At 62.7% G+C, this 19,955-nt stretch carries 15 protein-coding genes; 7 read left to right on the top strand and 8 right to left on the bottom strand.

Going from position 1 to position 19,955, the window contains the following annotated elements; translation table 11 throughout:
• Positions 1-104: 104 nt before the first annotated feature.
• Positions 105-2,270, top strand: a complete 2,166-nt coding sequence (locus DZK26_RS10300) for a bifunctional diguanylate cyclase/phosphodiesterase (RefSeq protein ID WP_116897487.1) — start codon at positions 105-107, stop codon at positions 2,268-2,270.
• On the opposite strand, the gene DZK26_RS10305 is transcribed toward DZK26_RS10300, so the two are convergent.
• The 5 genes from DZK26_RS10305 to DZK26_RS10325 all read right to left on the bottom strand — a co-directional run bounded on the left by DZK26_RS10305 (position 2,250) and on the right by DZK26_RS10325 (position 7,433).
• A complete protein-coding gene (locus tag DZK26_RS10305) occupies positions 2,250-3,290 on the bottom strand; it encodes an FAD:protein FMN transferase (protein ID WP_181918298.1) in 1,041 nt (346 codons plus the stop codon). The two genes, DZK26_RS10300 and DZK26_RS10305, sit on opposite strands and share 21 nt — an antisense overlap.
• 11 nt (positions 3,291-3,301) lie before the next feature.
• Positions 3,302-3,748 (bottom strand): LEA type 2 family protein, encoded by a 447-nt coding sequence (locus tag DZK26_RS10310; protein ID WP_181918297.1) that lies wholly within the window; start codon positions 3,746-3,748, stop codon positions 3,302-3,304.
• Between the two features lie 87 nt (positions 3,749-3,835).
• A complete protein-coding gene (locus DZK26_RS10315; protein ID WP_116897484.1) occupies positions 3,836-4,693 on the bottom strand; it encodes an ABC transporter permease in 858 nt (285 codons plus the stop codon).
• Positions 4,690-5,649, bottom strand: a complete 960-nt coding sequence (locus DZK26_RS10320) for an ABC transporter permease (protein WP_116897483.1) — start codon at positions 5,647-5,649, stop codon at positions 4,690-4,692. Before DZK26_RS10320 ends, DZK26_RS10315 begins: the two co-directional genes overlap by 4 nt.
• Positions 5,646-7,433: an ABC transporter substrate-binding protein gene (locus DZK26_RS10325; protein WP_116897482.1), complete on the bottom strand. Its 1,788-nt coding sequence runs from the start codon at positions 7,431-7,433 to the stop codon at positions 5,646-5,648. Before DZK26_RS10325 ends, DZK26_RS10320 begins: the two co-directional genes overlap by 4 nt.
• A 210-nt stretch (positions 7,434-7,643) precedes the next feature.
• On the opposite strand from DZK26_RS10325, the gene DZK26_RS10330 reads away from it, so the two are divergent.
• The 3 genes from DZK26_RS10330 to DZK26_RS10340 are packed head-to-tail and all read left to right on the top strand — an operon-like array spanning position 7,644 to position 10,204.
• On the top strand, positions 7,644-8,390 hold the full coding sequence (locus tag DZK26_RS10330; protein WP_181918296.1) for an EAL domain-containing protein: 747 nt from the start codon (positions 7,644-7,646) through the stop codon (positions 8,388-8,390).
• Position 8,391: 1 nt separating this feature from the next.
• The gene (locus DZK26_RS10335; RefSeq protein ID WP_116897480.1) at positions 8,392-9,252 is read left to right on the top strand and encodes a DUF6502 family protein; all 861 of its coding nucleotides are present in this window, start codon (positions 8,392-8,394) and stop codon (positions 9,250-9,252) included.
• A 55-nt stretch (positions 9,253-9,307) separates the two neighbouring features.
• Positions 9,308-10,204: a hypothetical protein gene (locus tag DZK26_RS10340; RefSeq protein WP_116897479.1), complete on the top strand. Its 897-nt coding sequence runs from the start codon at positions 9,308-9,310 to the stop codon at positions 10,202-10,204.
• A 140-nt stretch (positions 10,205-10,344) separates the two neighbouring features.
• Here the strand turns inward: DZK26_RS10340 and DZK26_RS10345 are convergent, their stop codons facing one another.
• Positions 10,345-10,707 carry a SirB2 family protein gene (locus tag DZK26_RS10345; protein ID WP_181918295.1) on the bottom strand — a complete coding sequence of 121 codons (363 nt, stop codon included), beginning with the start codon at positions 10,705-10,707 and terminating at the stop codon, positions 10,345-10,347.
• Positions 10,708-10,831: 124 nt separating this feature from the next.
• Here DZK26_RS10345 and DZK26_RS10350 point away from each other — a divergent pair, with 124 nt between their 5' ends.
• Entirely contained in the window at positions 10,832-12,727 is a 1,896-nt protein-coding gene (locus tag DZK26_RS10350) for an acetyl-CoA hydrolase/transferase C-terminal domain-containing protein (protein WP_116897477.1), read from the top strand.
• Positions 12,728-12,816: 89 nt separating this feature from the next.
• Here the strand turns inward: DZK26_RS10350 and DZK26_RS10355 are convergent, their stop codons facing one another.
• Positions 12,817-13,668, bottom strand: coding sequence for an alpha/beta fold hydrolase (locus DZK26_RS10355; RefSeq protein ID WP_116897476.1), 852 nt, complete (start codon positions 13,666-13,668; stop codon positions 12,817-12,819).
• Between the two features lie 109 nt (positions 13,669-13,777).
• On the opposite strand from DZK26_RS10355, the gene DZK26_RS10360 reads away from it, so the two are divergent.
• Positions 13,778-14,371, top strand: a complete 594-nt coding sequence (locus DZK26_RS10360; protein ID WP_116897475.1) for a carboxymuconolactone decarboxylase family protein — start codon at positions 13,778-13,780, stop codon at positions 14,369-14,371.
• A gap of 63 nt (positions 14,372-14,434) precedes the next feature.
• Here the strand turns inward: DZK26_RS10360 and DZK26_RS10365 are convergent, their stop codons facing one another.
• A complete protein-coding gene (locus DZK26_RS10365) occupies positions 14,435-15,460 on the bottom strand; it encodes a low specificity L-threonine aldolase (RefSeq protein ID WP_116897474.1) in 1,026 nt (341 codons plus the stop codon).
• 562 nt (positions 15,461-16,022) lie between these two features.
• On the opposite strand from DZK26_RS10365, the gene hrpA reads away from it, so the two are divergent.
• Entirely contained in the window at positions 16,023-19,874 is a 3,852-nt protein-coding gene (gene hrpA, locus DZK26_RS10370) for an ATP-dependent RNA helicase HrpA (RefSeq protein ID WP_116897473.1), read from the top strand.
• The last annotated feature ends 81 nt before the right edge of the window (positions 19,875-19,955 follow it).

Consider the following 19,955-nt stretch of genomic DNA (forward strand, 5'->3'; position numbering starts at 1 on the left):
GAACCGGGGGTAAGTAGTCTGGTCAGCAACGAGGGATTAATAACAACAAAAGGGGATCCAGGCCTTATGAAAACCGCGATTGTCCACTTTTCTGGAAGACCTTCGTGCGTGCCGGCCTAAGCTTGCTTGTCGCACTGGCGGTGTTTTTGGGTGGACAGCTGTTGCTGGCTCGCACCATACACGGTGAGCAGCAGCGCGACGCCGAATTGCAGCGTTTTCTCGCCCTGCAGGAGTTGGCGGCCAGCAGGGCACGGCTCGAAGGCAGGCTCGGTGCTAATCTCATCAGCGTACGAACGCTGCGAGCCGAAATCGCGCTCAATCCGGATCTGGAAACCCGGCGTTTCGAGCGGCTGGTTTCGGAGCTGCTGACCGCGGAACTCCATACCCGCCACATTGCCGCCGCGCCCGATCTCGTGGTGCGCTATGTCTACCCGCGGGAAGGCAACGAAGCCGCCCTGGGGTTCGACTACCGAACCAATCCCGAGCAGTATCAATCGATCCGGGCTGCCATCGAGGCTGGTGAGATCGTCATCAACGGCCCGGTGGACCTGGTGCAGGGCGGTCGCGCCCTGATCGGGCGGGTTCCGGTCTACCGGCGCGATGACGGAGCGTTCTGGGGCGTCATTTCGGTCGTCATCGATCACGAGCGGTTGTTCAAAGACGCCGGGCTAACGACTTCAAGCGATTGGCAGATCGGATTGCGTGGCCGGGATGGTGAAGGCCTGGCAGGGGAAGTCATTCTAGGGGACCCGGCCTTGTGGCTCGAGGAACCGGTGACGGTTCCGGTTGAATTGCCGGTCGGTCGCTGGGTGTTGGCAGCAGTGCCGGCCGAGGGAGACTGGGAATCTCCCCTGTTTTCGTATCGCTGGCAGTGGTTGCTCGGTTCAGCCCTGAATGCGGCATTGGGGCTGTTGATTTTCGGTCTGCTCGCCAGCCGAAGCCGGCTAAAGGGCGCATTGTCGACCATCAGCCACCAGGCACGATTCGACAGCCTGACCGAGTTGCCCAATCGCCAGTACTTCATGCACCAGCTCAGTGAGGCGATTTCCCGGGCGAGGCGGGAACAGGGTCGATTCGCTTTGCTCTTCATCGATCTCGATCATTTCAAGGAGATCAATGATTCGCTTGGGCATGAAGCTGGCGACGAACTTCTGCAACTTGTCAGTGAGCGCATTCGAGCGACCTTGCGTGGTCATGATCTGGTTGGCCGATTCGGCGGCGACGAGTTTGTCGTGTTGCTGCACGATCTGTCCGATCCGGTGGATGCCGAAATCGTGGCCGGGAAGCTGCTGCATGTGCTCCACCCGGTGTTGTCCATCCAGGGGCACGATGTCACCATCGACGGTTCCATCGGTATCGCCGTTTATCCCGAGGACGGTCACTCCGCCGGCAATCTGCTCAAGCACGCCGACCTGGCCATGTATGCCGCCAAGTCGGCCGGGCGGGGCACCAGTCACTTCTTCAACGATTCGCTTCGGCAACAGGCCGAGTCGCACCTGAGGCTGCATAATCAAATCAAGCAGGGACTGGCTCAAGACCAGTTTCAGGTTTATTACCAGCCCATCGTGGAAGCCGCCAGCCGGCGCCTGGTCTGTGTCGAGGCATTGGTGCGATGGCAGCATCCGCAGCGAGGTCTGGTCGGGCCGGGCGACTTCATTCCCGTGGCTGAGCGAACCGGCGTGATTCGCGACCTGGGGAATTTCGTGTTGCGCAGGGCCTGCAGGGATCTCGTCTCGATGCAGCGTGTGGGCCTGGATATCCGTCTGGCGCTCAATCGTTCGGCGAGAGAGTTCAATGACCGGCAGACGGTCATGCGCTGGCTGGAGGTGATCGACAAGACCGGGGTGGCCCGCGAGCGTCTCACCTTCGAAATCACCGAGTCGGTGCTCATGCCGGACCAGATCCGGCAGCATCGGCTGTTACGTCGCCTCAATGCCGAAGGCGTGAGCCTGGCCATCGATGACTTCGGTCAGGGCTACTCCTCGATCACCTACCTCAGGAAGTTTCCCGTCAGTCAGATCAAGATTGATCGCGTCTTCGTCCAGGGCATGAACGAAAGCCCCGAGCAACTCGCCCTGGTCGAAGCCATGGTGAAAATGGCACAGGCCCTGCATCTGCAGGTGGTGGCCGAGGGTGTGGAAACCGCCGAGCAGGCCGATCGCCTGACCGGGCTGGGCTGCCAGTTGTTGCAGGGCTATCTCTTCGGTCGTCCCATGACGCTGCAGGACCTGCTCGAACGATTCGGCGCCTCAGCGGGACTCCGGCAGTGATGTGACCCGCACACTGCCGGGTTGCTCCCGCCAGTGAAGCCGGTCGGCCATTGCGGCTGTGACGTGGATGGTTCCGTCGGCGTCGACGCGCATGACGCGTTCGACGCTGAGATCCCGGGCGACCCGCCCCCATTCTTCCGCTCCCGCGACGGCCAATGCCGTCGCAGCCGCGTCGGCCCTTCCGCCCTCGCTGGCGATGACCGTCACTGAGCTAACCTGATCGGCTGGGTAACCGTTGCGCGGATCAACGATATGCCCGTGGCGAATGCCCTCGCCCTGGCGGTAGCGCCTGTAGTTGCCCGAGGTGAAGACGAACTCGCCGTCCTCGACGTTCAATCCGGCCAGGTAATGACCGCCTTCACCGTCCGGGTGCTGTACGGCAGCCCGCCAGGGTCGACTGCCGCGTCGGCCGATCACGCCCAGGTCGCCGCCGGCATTGACGATGGCGTGTTCGACCCCGGCTCCGACCAGAATATCGAGTGCCCTGGCAACCGCCACGCCCTTGATATAGGCCCCGAAGTCGAGTTGGACCGCCGGATTGCTGCTCGAGACTGTTTCATCGCCGAGTTCGAGGTCGCTCATCGAAGGGGCTTGCTCGACCATTTTGGCAACGCGTGCTTCAGGTGGTGGCGGCCCGTCGGGCAGATCACTGGCGTGGAAGCCCCACTGCGACAGGAGTCGGCCGATGGCGGGGTTGAACAGCCCGCCGCTTGCGGCTTCGAGTTCTCGTGCGTGCCGGATGATTTCGATGGTCTCGGCCGAGAGTGTGATCTCGCGGTCTTCGGCGATGGCCTGGTTGATGTCGGCGAGCCTGCCCGGCTCCCAGGCATGCCATTGTCGGTGCATCCGCTGGAACTCCCGGTCGATTGCGGCTATGGCCTCGGGAGTGTCGTTCTTCGCGTGCAGGGTGATGGTGACTTCCGTGCCGAAGGCCGCGAGTCGATGGTGGGTGAGTTGCGGTTCACGGCCGCAGGCCGACAACAGGCTTGCCACAAGCAGGGAAAAAAGGAGCGTCCGCACCGCTTTCTCGATCAGCGGAAGTGATTCGGCTGGCCGGGTACGCGGTGGAGCCAGCCTTCCGCGTTCGTCTTGCGGCTGCCGAATCCGCTCAACGTCAGTCGGGCTTCCAGACTCCAGGGCAGACGCACCACATCGCCCGCTGCCAGGGCGTCGAGCTGCTGCAGGCTGGCCGGCCGGGCGGGCATGGGAATACGCAGAACCTCGCGTCCACGCGAGGAAATGACCAGGGGTGCTTGTTGCTCGCCGGCGGCGAGGGGTTCATCGTCGAGCTTGACCGTGACCGAGGCGCCGTCGAGTCGGAGCGGCTCGTCGTTCACGTTGCGCAGGCCGAGTGCGACGATGATGCCGTCGGATGTTCTTTCGAGACCATCGAGGGACACCTGCGGCGGCTGATTGGTGATTTCGCGGAGGTTGCCGCTGCATGCGGCAAGCACTGTGGCTGACAGGAAGAGAGTCAAGATCCGCAACGCCGTCCGATTCAAAAGCCGCTCCCGAATCCGTAAGTGATCTTTCATGATAAGTCCTTCGCGAAATCGATTTCGGTATCAGGGCAGCTTTCGATGTGCTGATGCGTGCGTTCTCGGGTCGATCCTTTCCTGCAGCCGGTCGGTCAATCGATTGATGGACAGGACGAGTCCGAACAGTGCCAGGGAAGCCGCCAGGAAATTGCCGTAGTGGCCGGCGAGTATTTCCTGCGAGGCCTCGGCGATCATGATGCCCCAGCTGATCGAGTCCTGCAGGCCGATGCCGAGAAAGCTCAGGACCACTTCCGCCTTGACCGCGGCCACGAATACCAGCGAGGACTGAACCAGGAGCAGCGGTGCCAGATTGGGCATGATATGGCGCAACAGGATCCGGAACGTGTTCAGCCCGCCTGCGCGGGCGGCCAGGATGAATTCCCGGTGCCTCAGGCGCATCGTTTCCGTACGCACCAGGCGGGCCGTCAGCGTCCAGAAGCTCAGTATCATTGCCAGGTGCATGGCGCCGGGCCAGTCCCGCAGGGCGACGGCAACGGCGGCAACGAACAGGTAGAACGGGACGGCATCGATCGTGCCGATCAGCCAGGTCGCCACGCCGTCGATCAGCCCATGGGCGAAAAATCCGGCCACCCCGCCGATCGACGCCCCGATGACGACCGTCGAAACGGCGACGACGACGCCCACCTCGAAAGCGGTGGCGGCGCCGGCCAGCAGGCGTTGCAGCACGTCCTGGCCCAGCCGGTTCGTGCCCAGCCAGTGCTGTGCCGACGGCGGCTGGTGAAGCTCGCCGCTGATGGCGGCCCATTCAGTGCCCCACAGGCCCGACCAGACGCCGGCGGCGGCCACCAGGTAGGTGAGTACGATCGCCAGCGACAGGGTCTCCGGTGCGGGCCGCCACGGCTGTTCAGGCTTGGGAAGCGTCATGCGCTGCGTGACCTCGGATCGAGCAGGCCGGTAAGCAGGTCCGTGGCGGTCAATGCCAGCACGAACAGGATCGACGAGAAGCTGACGACGGCCATCAGTACGGGCTGGTCGCCCGACATGACGGCGTTCCAGGTGACCAGGCCGACGCCGGGGATGCCGAAATGCGACTCGATGATCAGGCTGCCGGAGATGACGATCAGCGGGATCGCGACCATGACGCGTGTCAGGATCGGCGGCGCGGCTGCCCTCAGGACATAGCCGGTCGCGATGCGACGCGCCCGGAAACCGTAAGCGCGCGCCGTGCGCACCGGCGGATCGGCAAGGACGTCACGAAATACCGCGCGAAAGAAGCGCAGGTTGTAGCCCATGTTCGCGGCGATGAGTGCCATTGTCGGCACGGCCGCATGCTCGAGGTAGTCGACCGGGCCGTCCAGGCGCCAGCCGCGAACGGGAAACCAGTCGAGCCAGACGCCGAAGACGGCCTGGAGGGCGATGACGATGATGACCAGCGACAGGCTCATGCCGGTGGCCGAGGCGAGATCGCAAAATCGATCCAGGTGGCCATGCGGGCGCCACGCTGCTGCCAGGGCCAGCACCAGGGCCAGCACGATGCCAAGCAGGAATCCCGGGGCCACCAACAGCAGCGACACCGGGACGGTGCGCAGCAGGATGTCGAGTACCGGTTCACCGCTGGCGTAGCTATGGCCCAGGTCAAGCCGGGCGAGGTTCACCAGGTAGCCGGCGTAGCGCAGGGGGAAGGGGCGATCCTGGCCCATGGTGTGGCGCACCTGTTGGATCTGTTCGGGCGTGGGGTTGCGCCCGAGTTGCTCCCAGGCCGGATCGGGGCCGAAGTGGACGGTCAGCGTGAAGCTGATGAGGGTGACCCCGAGCAAAAGCGGCACGGCGCTGAAAAGCCGCCTGGCAAGGAAACGACTCGAACGTTCGCCCGCCTTCATGGACGATCGTCGGAAACGTCGACAAAACGCAGGAAGAAACCGCCGACCATCTCCCGGTCCGGCAGCATGCGCACGTGTCGTTTCCACAGGTGCAGGCGTGTTCGTGCCAGTGAGCCGATGATGACGCAGTCGTCGATCACCATGCGGTTGAGTCGGCGATAGAGCCGGGTGCGATCGGGCCCGGCGCGCATGCTGGCCGCCCGCTCGTACAGCCGATCGAACTCGGGGTTGGCGTAATTCATGCTGTTGGCGCCGGGCGCGGCATTGGGGCCGTAGAACAGTTGCAGGGCGTACTGGGCATCCGGGTAGGCCAGGGTCCAGCCCAGCAGAAAAATATCCAGTTCGCGCTGGCCGATGGCACGAGCGTATTCACCAAAGCTGGCGAATGGTCGGGGCTGGAAGTGACCGGGCGGAAAGCCGACGGCCTGCATCCAGGCGCGGAACTGCTCGAACATCTGCCGTTGCTGGACGCTCGCCTCCAGGCCGTAGGTCAGCCGCGGAAGTGATTCTCCCTGCCAGACGGCCGCCTGGAGCCGCTCCTTCGCGCGTTCGGGGCGATGCGCGATGGAATTCTCGGCAACTTGCGGATCGTGACTGTCGAGTAACGGTGGAATGACCCCGGCGAAGACCCTTCCCAGGCCGTGATAGAAGGCCTTGTTCTTCGCCGACCAGTCGAAGGCATCGCGCATGGCGCAGCGCAGCTCGCGGTTGCGCCGTTCACGTTGGGGATCGTCGTTGTAGCCGATCGCCGGATTGGCCATGTTGAACCCGTGGAACACGAAACCGGCTTCCAGGCCGGTAAGGCTGTGATAGCGCTCGCGAATGGATGGCTGCAACGACAGCGGCTGGCGGGTTTCGAGCACCCGGTCGGCCATTTCCGGCGGCACCATGACGACGTCCACGCCGCGACTTGATTCAAAGCTGCTCCAGCGCGCCGTCGGTTCGGTAATGAAATGGATTTCCAGGCGGTCGAGCAGGGGATAGGGTTTTCCGTTTATTGCGGCCAGTCCGTAACCGGCATGCCGGTCGGCGTCGTAGCCCTCTTCGTCGAGTTGAATGGTGCCGCGGTCGAAGTGCGGGTTCGGTTCCAGCACGGCCAGCGATTGGTCGAAGCGTTCGAGTACGAAAGGGCCGGAGCCGACCGGTCGCACGCCAAATTCCTGTCCGTAATGCTCGACCGCTTCACGCGGCACGATGGCGGACAGCGCCATGGCCAGTGTATGCGTGAACTGGGGAAAGGCTTCGGTCAGCTCGATGCGAATTGTGCGTTCGTCGACGGCCTGCAAGCCGGAAACCGGCTGCTCGGGGTCGGTGATTTCCACGCCGTCTTCCAGCCCCGCGATGCGATCACGCCAAAGCCAGGCGCCCCGCGAGCGTGTCTCGTCCATGAAGTGGCGCTTCATGGAATAGACCACGTCCTGTGCAGTCACGGGCCGTCCCCGAGCGTCAGGGAAGGCCGGGTCGTCCGCAAATCGTGCGTCGTCGCGCAGGCGAATTCGGTAGACCAGTCCATCTTCCGAGACTTCGGGAAACCCTTCGGCCAGATTGGGCGTGAGTTCGTAGGGTCGTTCCAGATACTTGTAGCGATAAAGGGTATCGAACAGGTTTTTGACCAGGGTGGCGGCATAGACATTGTCGGCATGTGCCGGGTCCAGGCTGCTCGGTGCCCCGTCGATGGCATGCCGGTAGACCTTTTCCGATTGATCGGCGCCCGGATCGGGCTGCTGGCAACCTGCCATTGCGGACATGGCCAGGCAAAGCGCGGCCAGGCGAATGCAGGACATCGCTATCTCCCTGAAAAATCGACTTGAATCCCCACTCCCGGCCTGCGGGTGGCAAGTACCGGGGTCGTGTGCATGCACATAACAGTAGCGGATGGCGGTGATGGCTCACAAGCACCCACGGGCTGTTTTTGGCAAGGGTTGCAATTTATGGCAAATGCCGATATTGTCAATAGCCAAAATTGGCAATTGCCGGAAAAGAGGGAATTTCTCATGGACGTTCAGCTTGCGCGCACGCCGCCGCTTCAGGCAACGGCCGACTTCTGCACATTCGCCGTCCACGAGATTCGCGCGCTTGATCCATCGCGGGATCGATTCGGCAGTGCCTATCGCTGGTACGAGGCGTTGATTCGACCTCACGGCCGCCATTGCGCGAGGTCACCGGGTGATTTCATCGATCGTCTCTATCTCGAACGGCCGGTAGTCAGTACCGATCTGGAGGTACTGGGCCGGGTTGGCGACTGGTTGCTCGAACAGGAGAAGCCGACACGGATCAGCATCAATACGCACCCGGAGTCGCTGACCAACAGCCTGTTCGTGGAGACCGCGCTCGACTTTCAGAACAAGGCCGCTCTGGGCGGGCATTCCATTTGCCTGGAACTGATCGAATACGGCCGTAGCCGGGACAAGAATTCCCTGGTGAAAAATGCCCAGCGTCTGCGACGGGCAGGATTGCTGATCGCGCTCGATGATTTCGGGAGTCGGGTCAACTGTTTCGACCTGTGCGCCGCCGGGATCGTCGACCTGCTCAAGATCGATACCAGTGTCACGAGCGCCGTGCATGTCGACCGCAACCAGCGTGCCATCGTGGAAAGCATCAAGACGCTTGGGCGGGGGCTCGGTGCGGGCGTGATTGCAGAGGGTGTCGAAACGTCCGACCACGTGGATGCACTGCGCAGGCTCGGTGTCGAGTATGCCCAGGGCTTCCATTTTCACAAACCTCAATTGCTGGAGATCTGAGATGTCTGGAGCACTTGCTCAAGAGCAAAACAGCCAGGATATCGGATGGCTGGTTGATGCCATGACGCGCATGGTGCGACCCATCGTTCGTTTTGCGATCGGGCGCGTTTCCTGTGCAGCACTGGTCAATCTCGTCCGCGAGGTTTATGTGGAAGAGGCCAGGGAGTATCTAGAGAAGCAAAATCCCGATCGCAAGGTGACCCGTTCCGCGTTGGCTCTTCTTTGCGGCATGGATGGACGTGCGATCAAGGCCTTTGAAGACAACGCCGATCGCGAGTATGTGCCTTCGGACGTTTGCTCAGAGGCCCACATTCTCGAAATGTGGAACATCGACGAGGCCTTTCTTGATTCAGATGGGTCGCCGGCCGAACTGTTGATCCATGGACCACAGGGAACATTTCAGCGCCTCGTCAGTCGGGCGGCGGGGCGCGCGGTCACGCCCCAGACAGCGCTCGATCGACTGCTCGAGAGCGGCAATGTCGAGTTGACCGACAACGAAACGCGGGTGCGGCTCATCGATCCGTTCTACAAGCCCGTCAAGGATTCCGAGAAGACGGCCATCGAGGCTGGCAGCTTGGCAATCAACCGCTTGGGGCGAGCTGTTGTGCACAACACCAGCCGCGTCCCGGCCGGCCAATCGACCTGGCTGCAACAGGATAGATGGTCCTTTCGCATACCGAGAGATCGCCTCGACATCATTCAGACCGAGGTTCGGACCATTCTCGAGCGCCACATCGTGGAGTTGGAGGAATACCTCGAATCCGAGGAAAAGAAGCCGTCGGAAGCGACCGAATGTTCCGTAGGAATTGGCTGGTACTACTGGGAGGAGGACAGCACCAAGGGTGCACAACAGCCAGCCTGATGTAGATCAATCTCCCACTTTATAAATTCTGAGTTTAAAGCTCGAGGAGGGCACTATGTTTAGCACGGTAGAGAAGTCTGGCACCGGTATCGGCAAGAGCGGCACCGGCATTGAAAAGAGCGGTACGGGTATCGAGAAGAGCGGTACCGGCATTGAAAAGTCGGGTACCGGAATCAGGCGCTGGCAGATCCTGTCCCTGGTCGCGTGCATATTGTTCGCCACCCAGGGCCTGGCTACAGAACCGCAGGTGCTGGTCTCGACCGGCAACGATCAGGTGCTCGTGTCCGTGCATTCCGATGACGGCATCCTGGTGGGGCGGGCTGAGATGCCCGACCAATCGGGCTATTACCAACTGGCCCTTTACTCGGCCGTGGGTCCGGTTGGATCCGATGCCGTGTTTCAGCCGATGGTTGCCGGTTCCGGCAGCGGTTCCTCGAAGGAAGTGGCTGGTTCCGGAAGCGGCTCCTCGAAGGAAGTAGCCGGCTCCGGTAGCGGTTCCTCGAAGGAGGTAGCCGGCTCCGGCAGTGGCTCCTCGAAGGAAGTGGCCGGCTCTGGCAGCGGTAGCGCGGGGGAAAGCTGTGATTCGGGCACCGGTCTCATGGTCGCGGGCTCGGGTAGCGGCAGCGCCGGCGAAGGCTGTGACGCCCAGGTGCTGGTCGCCGGCTCCGGCAGCGGCTCGGCCGGCGAAGCCTGCGACAGCGGCGGATGGCTAGACGTAGCGGGCTCGGGCAGCGGCTCGGCCGGTGAAAGTACGGGCTGTGCCTATCCGACTAGTGCCTGGGGTATTGCTGAAGTGGTCGTCGATCGTAGTGGCGCCCATGTCGTGGTTCACCGGATCAAGGGGAGCCAGGCCGAGGAGTTCCTCGTTGCATTCCTGCCCGGTTCGAACGGCGAGTTTGCTGATTCGCCGCGCCAAGGTCTGGACGATCGCGGTTTTGTCGCAACGCCCTGATTCGGAGACCCGAAGCTGCGTTGTTTGTTCAGCGGGCGTTTGAGTCGTCAATATTCCCTTCCCGTTGACGACTCATGCGTTGTTGGCTGCCCCGGCTCTGCCGGGGCTTTTTTATGCTTCCGTCTCGACCTGGACCGGGTTCAGAGCGGCTTGTGCAGGGCCAATGCAGCGATGCACAGGAAGACGACCAGGGCCAGCAGGTAGAGCGAAGTGGCGCGGGCCTGGCGTTCTGTCCTGAATGCGAGAATTCCCAGCACGATGTAGGCGATCACGAGCAGGAGCTTGACGCCCAGCCAGGAGAAAATGGGCCAGCCCACGATGATCCACAGCGTGACGCCCGAGGCCAGCAGCAGCGTGTCGACGATATGGGGCGCAATTTTCCAGACCTTGTGCTTCAGGGGTTGCTGCAGCACAAGCCGGATGAATCCGCGCAGCGCGAAGCCGATGCCGCTGGTCAGCGCAAGGATAATGTGGATGTTTTTCAGTAGCGGATAGTAGTGCATGAGTGGGTAAGTATGCGCCGGGGGCGTGGAAACGGTTGTTTGGTGGTCTGTGTGCGAGGATAGTGTACCCGTGTAGTTTCCCACTACCTGCATTCCATCGACAACGAAAACGGGATGAAACCGCGTGAATCAGAGCACTCCGGCAGCGTATGAAGACCTGATCGACCGTATCCTCGAGCGCGTCGGGCGACGGCTGGTGGTTGGACTGCCGCTGGGACTCGGCAAGCCGAACCGGCTTGTCAATGCGCTCTACCGACGCGCCTGCGAGGACCGGGGGCTGCAGCTCGAGATCGTCACGGCACTGTCGCTGGACCTGCCGGAATCCTCGCACTGGCTTGCCAAGCGCCTGATGGATCCGGCTGTCGAGCGCCTTTTCGGCGCCGATTATCCGCGGCTGGATTATGTTCGGGACCAGCATGTCGGGTCCGTGCCGGACAACATCCGGATCACCGAATTCTACTTTCAGTCGGGAGCGGCACTGGGCGTGTCGCTCATGCAGCGCCACTACATCTCTTCGAATTACACGCACGTGGCCCGTGACCTGGTCGACCGCGGCATCAACCTGTTACTGCAACTCGTCGCCGGACCCGAACAGGGGCGTTACAGCCTGTCGTGCAATCCCGACGTAACCCTGGACGTCACGAAACGTCTGCGTGAGGAAGCCGACTGGCCGTGGATGGCGGTGGCCCAGGTGCATCCGGACCTGCCTTTCATGCATGGGGACGCCGTGGTCGAAGCCGATTTCTTCGACGAGATCCTCGACGAGGATCCGCGGCAGCCGTTGTTCCCCGTGCCGCGCGCCTCGGTCTCGCTACAGGATCATGCCGTGGGCGTCCATGCTTCCCGGCTGCAGGCCGACGGGGGGACGCTGCAGATCGGCATCGGTTCGCTCAGCGATGCCCTGGTCAATGCCATGCTGCATCGCCAGGACGACAATCGCACATACCGGGAACTGATCGGCCGGCTCGATGCCCCTTCAGCCAGTTTCGAGCATCTCGGCGGCTTCGAGAAAGGGCTCTACGGCGCCAGCGAGATGTTCATGGACGGTTTCATGCATCTCTATCGGGCCGGGATTCTCAAGCGCGAAGTATTCGATGATCTCCAAACCCAGCAGCGGGTCAACGCCGGCGAATCCGTCGAACAGGCGGGCACGGGCGCTCTCATGGATGGCGGGTTTTTCCTGGGCAGCGGTGAGTTTTACCGTTTTTTACGTGAACTCGATGAAAGCGAGCGGCCACGGTTCAGGATGCATGGCGTAGGGCGGATCAACCAGCTCTACGGCGGGCAGGAAGCGCTGGAAGTCGCACAGCGTCGGCATGCCTGCTTCATCAACACATGCATGATGGTCACGGCCACCGGCGCGGCCGTGTCCGACGGGCTGTCCGACCACCAGGTGGTCTCCGGCGTGGGCGGTCAGTACAACTTTGTGGCCATGGCGCATGCCATGGACGACGGGCGCTCGGTGCTGATGCTCCGTTCGACGCGCACGGACAGCAGCGGCGGCACGTCGTCCAACATCGTCTGGGAGTATCCGCACACCACGATCCCGCGCCATCTCCGCGACCTGGTGGTTACCGAGTACGGCGTGGCCGAACTGCGAGGCCGGACCGACGAGGAATGCATCAAGGCGATGGTTGACATCATGGACGCCCGTTTCCAGGACGAATTGGTCGAACAGGCGAAGAAGGCGGGCAAACTGGATGCCGACTGGACGGTGCCGGCGGCGGCCCGGCGCAATACGCCGGAGTCTCTTGAGCAGGCCTTCGCCGACTATCGGTCGATGTTCCCCGAATATCCCTTCGGCAGCGACTTTACGGAAGTCGAGCAGCGGTTGATTCCCGCCCTTGAGCGATTGAAGCGGCTATCGTCGGACAAATTGGGCCTGTTACAAGCACTGCTGCGTGGTCGGCCCGGAAAGCATGCCGAGGAGCTCGAACGGTTGGGTTTGGCTGACCCGGCTTCGTTCAAGGAGCGAGCGTACGCACGGCTTGTTGCCGCAATGCTGGAAGATGGCGATTGATCTCCGTTTACGTCATTCGAACATTGGAATTTCGAATTTGTTTGGGATTTGGGGCTTCGAATTTGGTGCTTTAAACGTCGGCTAGGGCTTCAGCCGCCTGTAGCATTCAACCATTCCCCAATTGCCTCCGCCGTCCGATCCGGCTGCTTCATCCACGCGTAATGATCCGCCTTTTGTGCATCGCCCTTGGCCTCGATCACTCGCTTCGAGACATCGCACCCGGTCAGCTTTCCGACAAGCCACTCCAGCGACCCGGGTGGCACGAACCAGTCGTCGGCCATGTCCAGCGCCAGTACCGGTAGCTCCAGCGCCTGGAGAGCGGCTTCCAGGTCCATGTCCATCCCTGCAGGGCGGTATTGCCCCGAGCGCGCGCTGCGTGCCCAGTCGGCCATCACGTCGCGCGCTTCGTTGCCGGCAAAGCCGATGCGCTTGCCAGGGTAGTAGCCGAATAGACTGCCCAGGAAGGGAAAGGCGAACATCGTGGCCATCATCACCGCTTTCATCGGCCAGGGAAAAACACGCCAATAGGGTGAGCCGCCGGCGACGATCACCAGTCCCCGGCAGCCTTGTGGTTCGGTGGCGGCGCTCAGGCAGGCGAACTGAGCACCCAGGCTGTGGCCGCCGAGAAGGTGGCCTTCCGGTGCATGGTCAGAGATCGCCCGGCGGGCGGCGCCGATATCATCGATCAGTTCGCGATAGCCCCAGTTCGATTGCCGGCTTGCGCGCAGGCTCGATGAACCATTGCCGCGCCATTCATGGATGAAGACCTCGATGCCGCGTTCTGCCAATGAATGGGCGAAACGGATGAACAGGCGCGCACTCAGTCCCATGCCGGGCAGGAACAGCAGCGTGTGGCGAGGCTGCTCGGCGCCAACATGGATCAGTTCGAAACGATGACCGTCGCGGCTGGTGACGGAAATAACGGGCTGGTCGTGGGGCATGGGGCTTGAAGTGTGAAGTGTTAAGTGTGAAGTGTTAAGTGATAGGTACTACTGGGGTTGGGTTGGGGTTTATAGTTGCTTGCTTTCATTAGAAAGGACAGTATTTCTTATGGCACATATTGATCCATTGCCGGCAGATCATACCCCGGAGTTGGGCGATACCTTCCGGCATTTCGAGGAAATCCTGGGCTTCGTGCCCAACAGCTTGCTCACCATGCAGCGGCGGCCGAAGATCGTGCACGCCTTCGGCGAGTTGACCGCCGCGGTGATGGATCCCGAGGGCAGCGTGGATCCGGCCTTCAAGCGTCTGCTGGCGCATTTCGCCAGCCGTGCGGCCGGCTGCCAGTATTGTGAGGCGCATTCACTCGTGGCCGCCGGCATCAGTGGCCTGTCCGACGAAAAGCTCGAGGCGCTGTGGGAATACCAGACGAGCGAGCACTACTCGGAAGCCGAGCGTGCGGCGCTGGATTTCGCCCTGGCCGCCGGCTCGGTGCCCAACGGCGTCGACGAAGAACTGATGAATCGACTCAAGCAATACTGGAGCGACGACCAGATCGTCGAGCTATTGGCGGCGGTGTGCCTGTACGGGTTCCTCAACCGCTGGAACGATTCGATGGCTACTGATCTCGAAGAAAGGCCCAGGGCGCTCGGCGAACAAGTGCTCAAGTCGGGTGGCTGGACCGGTGGAAAACACGTTGGTTGAGGCAAATTCTAAATCCGAAGCACCAAATCCGAAACGAAACCCATCAGGACGAGCCGTTCTATTCTACGAATCCAGGGCCTCGAGAAACGAAGAGACGTCTTCCTTTGACGTCGCCCAGGAACACACCAGTCTGGCCAGGTCGTCATGGCCCGGCCAGATGTGGAACTGGAATCCTTTTTCCTTGAGTGCGGCCAGCTTTTCGGGCGCGGCTTTCATGAAGACTTCGTTGGACTCCACCGGCCAGTAGAGCGAGGCGCCCGGGATGGTTTCGATGCCCCTGGCCAATTCTGCAGCACGCGCGTTGGCGATTCCGCCGAGTTCCAGCCACAGGTCCTCGTCGAGCATGGCCAGCAGCTGGGCCGAGACGTAGCGCATCTTGGAAAAGAGGTGGCCGGCGCGCTTGCGTCGCCGCTCCATGCCTTCCAGCCACTCGGGATGGCCGAACACGACGATCGCCTCCGCCGTAAGCGCCCCGTTCTTGGTCGCGCCGAAGGAGAGCACATCCACGCCGGCTTTCCAGGTCGTCTCGGCGGGATGGCATCCAAGGTGATGCACAGCGTTGGCGAAGCGCGCACCGTCCATGTGCAGGTGCAGCCCCCGCTCGTGCGTGACGTCGGCGATGGCCCTGATTTCTTCGGGCCGATAGCTGGTGCCGCACTCGGACGCCTGGGTGATCGACACGACCGAGGGCTTGACGTTGTGAACGCCGTGCGCGCCCGCGCTGTCTATGGTGGCCGCCACCGTATCGGCATCGAGCTTGCCGTTGTCGCCGGCCAGTGGCAGCAGCTTCGCGCCGCCGGAGAAGAATTCCGGCGCGCCGTTTTCGTCGTTGTGGATGTGGGCGAGTTCATGACACAGCACCGCGCCCCAGGGCGGACTCAGTTCGGCGATGGCCACACAGTTGGCCGCCGTGCCGGTGGCGATCGGCAGGACGCGGCAGTCGGTGTCGAACAGTTCCGAAAAGCGTTGATCGAGCTGCTTGCTGTAGCTGTCGTTGGAATAGGCGGTGGCAAAGCCCTCGTTGGCCCGCGAGATCGCCTCGATCATGGCCGGATGGGCCGGTGCTTCATTGTCGCTTGTGAAATTCATCGAATGGTGTGATGGGTTGCTGAACCGAATCGATAGCCTAGCATCGTGTTGGGGGTGAGGGCGTGGGGTGGAGGTGGCTATGGCCAATCACTGGGCGAACGGCTTGGGTGGCCGTTTTCAGTGGATCGGCTTTTGGCTGCTGATCGAATTGTGTTCGAGCAACTCAATGCCCGGATATTCTCCCAAGCGCATGGACAGCGCAAAGTGCGGACAACTGGGCGCCGACTTCCGCGCCCTGTGCTTGGCCATAGCCACCTCCACCCCACGCCTGAAAGGTAGGAGGATCTCCAACCCCTTTCAGAACGGGTGGTGCCGGGAAATGCCGGTTCTGAGGCGGTGCGGAATTCTTGGTCAATGTCATCCGCTCTTGCTGCGATGCATGCGTTGGCTCGAAGGCAAGCATGATTCGTTCGGCCAGGGCCGAATCGTACCGGCACCAGAAAGCCCCCATCGCAATGCCGGCCACGATCGTCGCACACCGCATCAGGGCCGGCATTTCCCGGTACCACCCGTTCCCTACTCCAACCCACGCCCACGCCGCGACAAGCGACAATAGATTCCCATGAGCAAAATCCCGACTTTCGAACCCGCCGAGGTGATGCAGCGCGACATTGCCGGGCTGAAGCGGCGTCACAAGCAGCTGGCCCGCTTTCGCGGTCCGGCCGAGAAGCGTCAGCGCCTGTTCGACGAATACCGGCAGTGGCTGGATGACTCGCGGGCGCGGCGCCAGTTGCGGGCCGAGAACCGGCCCGACACCGGCGAGCCGCCGGATCTGCCGATCAGCGCGCATGCCGAAAGCATCGTCGAGGCGATCCGCGACAACCAGGTGGTGATCGTCGCCGGCGAGACGGGGTCGGGCAAGTCGACCCAGCTGCCAAAGCTGTGCCTCGATGCCGGTCGCGGCGAGCGCGGGCTCATCGGCTGCACGCAACCGAGAAGGATTGCCGCGCGCTCGGTGGCGCGCCGCGTGGCGGAGGAATTGGGCACCGAACTCGGAAAGGCAGTCGGTTTCCAGGTGCGCTTCACCGACCGGGTTTCGGACGAGAGTTATATCAAGTTCATGACCGACGGCATCCTGCTGGCCGAGGTCCACCACGACCGCCTGCTCGATGCCTACGACACCCTGATCATCGACGAGGCGCACGAGCGCAGCCTCAACATCGACTTCCTGCTCGGTTACCTCAAGCGCCTGACCCGCCGCCGGCCGGATCTGAAGATCATCATCACCTCGGCGACCATCGATACCGAGCGTTTCGCCGAGCACTTCGACGACGCCCCCGTGATCACCGTCGAGGGCCGCGGCTATCCGGTCGATATCCAGTACCAGGAACCGAAGGAGAGCGAGGACCTGCCGCAGCAGGTCCGGCGCGCGGTCGACACCGTCAGCCGCATCGACTCGCGCGGCGACATCCTGGTTTTTCTGCCCGGCGAAAGAGAAATCTTTCAGGTCTCGAGGGCGCTCAAGCGCGCCAACCTGTCTCACACCGAGGTGCTGCCGCTCTACGCCCGATTGCCCGCGGCCAGCCAGGACCGGATCTTCAAGACCGGTACGGGCCGGCGTATCGTGCTGGCCACCAACGTGGCCGAGACCTCCCTGACCGTCCCGGGCATCCGCTTCGTGATCGATTCGGGGCTGGCGCGGATTTCGCGCTACGCCGCGCACTCCAAGGTGCTGCGCCTGCCTGTGGAGCCGGTTTCCCAGGCTTCCTGCAACCAGCGCGCCGGGCGCTGCGGCCGCGTCGGTCCGGGTACCTGTATCCGGCTTTTCGACGAGACCGATTTTCTCTCGCGCCCGGATTTTACCGAGCCGGAGATTCAGCGCGCGGGGCTGGTCGGCGTGGTGCTGGAGATGCTGGCCCTCGGACTGGGTGACCCCGAAGATTTTCCCTTCGTCGACGCGCCGCCGAAGCGGCTGATCGGCGAAGCGCGCCAGAGTCTGTTCGAGCTCGGTGCGATCGACGAAGAACGTCGGCTGACGAAGCTCGGGCGCCAGCTGGCGCGCCTGCCGGTCGATGTCCGCCACGCCCGCATGCTGGTCGAGGCGGCCGAACGCGGCGCCCTGGCCGAAATGCTCGTGCTGGTGGCCGGCCTGTCGATCCCGGACGTTCGTGATCGCCCGCTGGACCAGCAGCAGGCGGCCGACCAGGCGCACCAGCAGTTCATGGTCCAGGGTTCGGATTTTCTGACCCTGCTCGAAGTGTGGCGGTGGTGGCAGGATGTGCGCGCCGAAAACTCCCGCAGCCAGGCCGACAAGCTGGCCCGCGGGCATTTCCTCGCGCCCCAGCGCCTTCACGAGTGGGGGCAGCTCCACGGCCAGCTAAAGCAGATCGCCCGTGACGAGCGCTGGCGCGTGAGCAAGCTCGGCGCGGCCGAACCGGAAGCCATTCATCGCAGCCTGCTGGCCGGCCTTCTGGGCATGGTCGGCCAGCACCAGGAGAGCGGTGAATACCAAGGCGCACGCGGTCACAAGTTCCGGATTTTCCCCGGCTCGGTGCTGGCCAAAAGCAATCCCGGCTGGATCATGGCCGCCGAGCTGGTCGAGACGGCGCGGCCCTATGCGCGCATGGTCGCGCCCGTGAAGCCCGAATGGCTGGAACAGCAAGGCGCGCACCTGCTCAAGCGCCGGGTATTCGACCCGCACTGGGACAAGCGCTCCGGGCGGGTGATGGGTTACGAGCAGCTCAGCCTGCACGGGCTTGTGCTGGTCGAAAAGCGCCGGATTCACTACGGACCGCACGACCCGGACACCGCCCGCTCGATCTTCATTCGCCACGCCCTGGTTCGTGGCGAGATACATGCAAAGGCCGAGTTTCTCAAGCGCAACGCCGCACTCAAACGGGAACTGGCCGAGCATGAGCACAAGCGCCGCCGCCGCGATGTGCTGGTCGCCGAAGCCGAGCTGGAGGCTTTCTTCGCCGAACGCCTGCCGGCCGACATCTACACCACCAAGGCCTTCGCCCGCTGGTACGAGAAACTCGACGAGGACGAGCGAGAACATTTGCTCTACGACCGCGCCACGCTGCTGAGAGACGAGGCGCCGCTGGCCGGCCAGGAGGCTTTCCCCGAGTCGCTGGCCATGGGGCCGGAGCGCTTTCGCCTGCACTACCATTTCGATCCGGCCTCCGAGCGAGACGGCGTCACGCTGGATTGTCCGCTGCACCTGCTCAACCGGCTCGATCCCGGCCGGCTGCAGTGGCTGGTGCCCGGGTTGCTCGAGGAGAAGGTCACGGCGTTGATTGCGAGCCTGCCCAAGGCCAAGCGTCGTTCCCTGGTGCCGGCGGCCGATTATGCGCGCGCGGCCATCGAATCCCTGGGGCGACCGGAGGGCGCGCTGCTCGACCGGCTGGCCGAGGCGCTCACACGCATGTCGGGGATGACCGTGGAAGCGGGCGACTTCAAGCTCGAGAAGCTGCCGCGACATCTGAATATCCTGGTGCGCGTGCAGGGCGAGGGCGGGAAAATCCTGGGCCAGAGCAGGGATATCGACGAACTGATCGAACGCTTCAGTGACCAGGCCCGGCGCGAGTTCATGGACCGCCAGGCCGGACAGTGGCAGCGCGACGGATTGGGTCCGGAGGAGTTTCCCGACCTGCCCGAGGTGATCACGACCCGCGGCGGCCACCGCGCATGGCCGGCACTGGTGGACCAGGAAAATCGTGTCGGCATTCGGCTTTTCGACACCGAGGAAGACGCCCGGGTTGCCCACCGGGAAGGCCTGCTGGTACTTCTGCGGGAAGCGCTACGCGACAAGTGGAAGTACCTCAAGAAGAATCACGGCCTGTCGCGTGAGGCCCAGCTGGCCTGGACACGCATGGAGGATGTCGGCTCGCTCACCGAAGCGCTGCGCAACCTGGTGCTGAGACGCTTTCAAGACGACGCCTGGACGATCCGGAACGTGAATGCCTTCAATCGGTTGGTGAGCACCGTTCGTCGGGAATTGCTGGGAAAATATGGCGAACTGGCCGAAACTGTAGACGAATGTCTTCGAAAATGGCATGAATTGTCGATGTGGATCGATAGCCTGGAAGCGGCGGTACCGTCCGCATTCGATGACATGCGCAGTCAATTGGACGATCTGATGTATGCCGGTTTTCTCGACGACATCGAAGCCGACAGGCTGGCGCATTACCCGCGCTATCTCGAGGCGCTTCGCCTGCGGCTGGAAGCGCTGGAACTCGACCCCCGGCGCGACAAGCAGCGCATGGACGAGGTCCAGCCGTGGTGGCAGCGCTATTTCGACCACCTGGCCGAGGGTGGCTGGTACACCCCGGCACTCGATCGCTATCGCTGGCTGGTCGAGGAATATCGCGTCCAGCAATTCGCCCAAAAGCTCGGGACGGCGGAAAAGACATCACCGCAGAGACTCCGGTCGGCCTGGTCCGAGGTGGTTTCCGAGAGTCGGGAGATTGCGTGATATTCATCCCAGATTTCGGGCAGAAGAACCTGAATTAACGGAACTTTTATCGTCTGGGGATAGTCCTTTGACGTGAAATAA

Source organism: Wenzhouxiangella sp. 15190 (assembly GCF_003417465.1).
Classification (GTDB): Bacteria; Pseudomonadota; Gammaproteobacteria; order Xanthomonadales; family Wenzhouxiangellaceae; genus Wenzhouxiangella.

Excerpts from the sequence above, each read along its gene's own strand:
- DZK26_RS10315 (WP_116897484.1), bottom strand. The coding sequence starts at position 4,693 with ATGACGCTTCCCAAGCCTGAACAGCCGTGGCGGCCCGCACCGGAGACC.
- DZK26_RS10320 (WP_116897483.1), bottom strand. The coding sequence starts at position 5,649 with ATGAAGGCGGGCGAACGTTCGAGTCGTTTCCTTGCCAGGCGGCTTTTC.
- DZK26_RS10325 (WP_116897482.1), bottom strand. The coding sequence starts at position 7,433 with ATGTCCTGCATTCGCCTGGCCGCGCTTTGCCTGGCCATGTCCGCAATG.
- DZK26_RS10330 (WP_181918296.1), top strand. The coding sequence starts at position 7,644 with ATGGACGTTCAGCTTGCGCGCACGCCGCCGCTTCAGGCAACGGCCGAC.
- DZK26_RS10335 (WP_116897480.1), top strand. The coding sequence starts at position 8,392 with ATGTCTGGAGCACTTGCTCAAGAGCAAAACAGCCAGGATATCGGATGG.
- DZK26_RS10340 (WP_116897479.1), top strand. The coding sequence starts at position 9,308 with ATGTTTAGCACGGTAGAGAAGTCTGGCACCGGTATCGGCAAGAGCGGC.
- DZK26_RS10345 (WP_181918295.1), bottom strand. The coding sequence starts at position 10,707 with ATGCACTACTATCCGCTACTGAAAAACATCCACATTATCCTTGCGCTG.
- DZK26_RS10355 (WP_116897476.1), bottom strand. The coding sequence starts at position 13,668 with ATGCCCCACGACCAGCCCGTTATTTCCGTCACCAGCCGCGACGGTCAT.
- DZK26_RS10360 (WP_116897475.1), top strand. The coding sequence starts at position 13,778 with ATGGCACATATTGATCCATTGCCGGCAGATCATACCCCGGAGTTGGGC.
- DZK26_RS10365 (WP_116897474.1), bottom strand. The coding sequence starts at position 15,460 with ATGAATTTCACAAGCGACAATGAAGCACCGGCCCATCCGGCCATGATC.
- hrpA (WP_116897473.1), top strand. The coding sequence starts at position 16,023 with ATGAGCAAAATCCCGACTTTCGAACCCGCCGAGGTGATGCAGCGCGAC.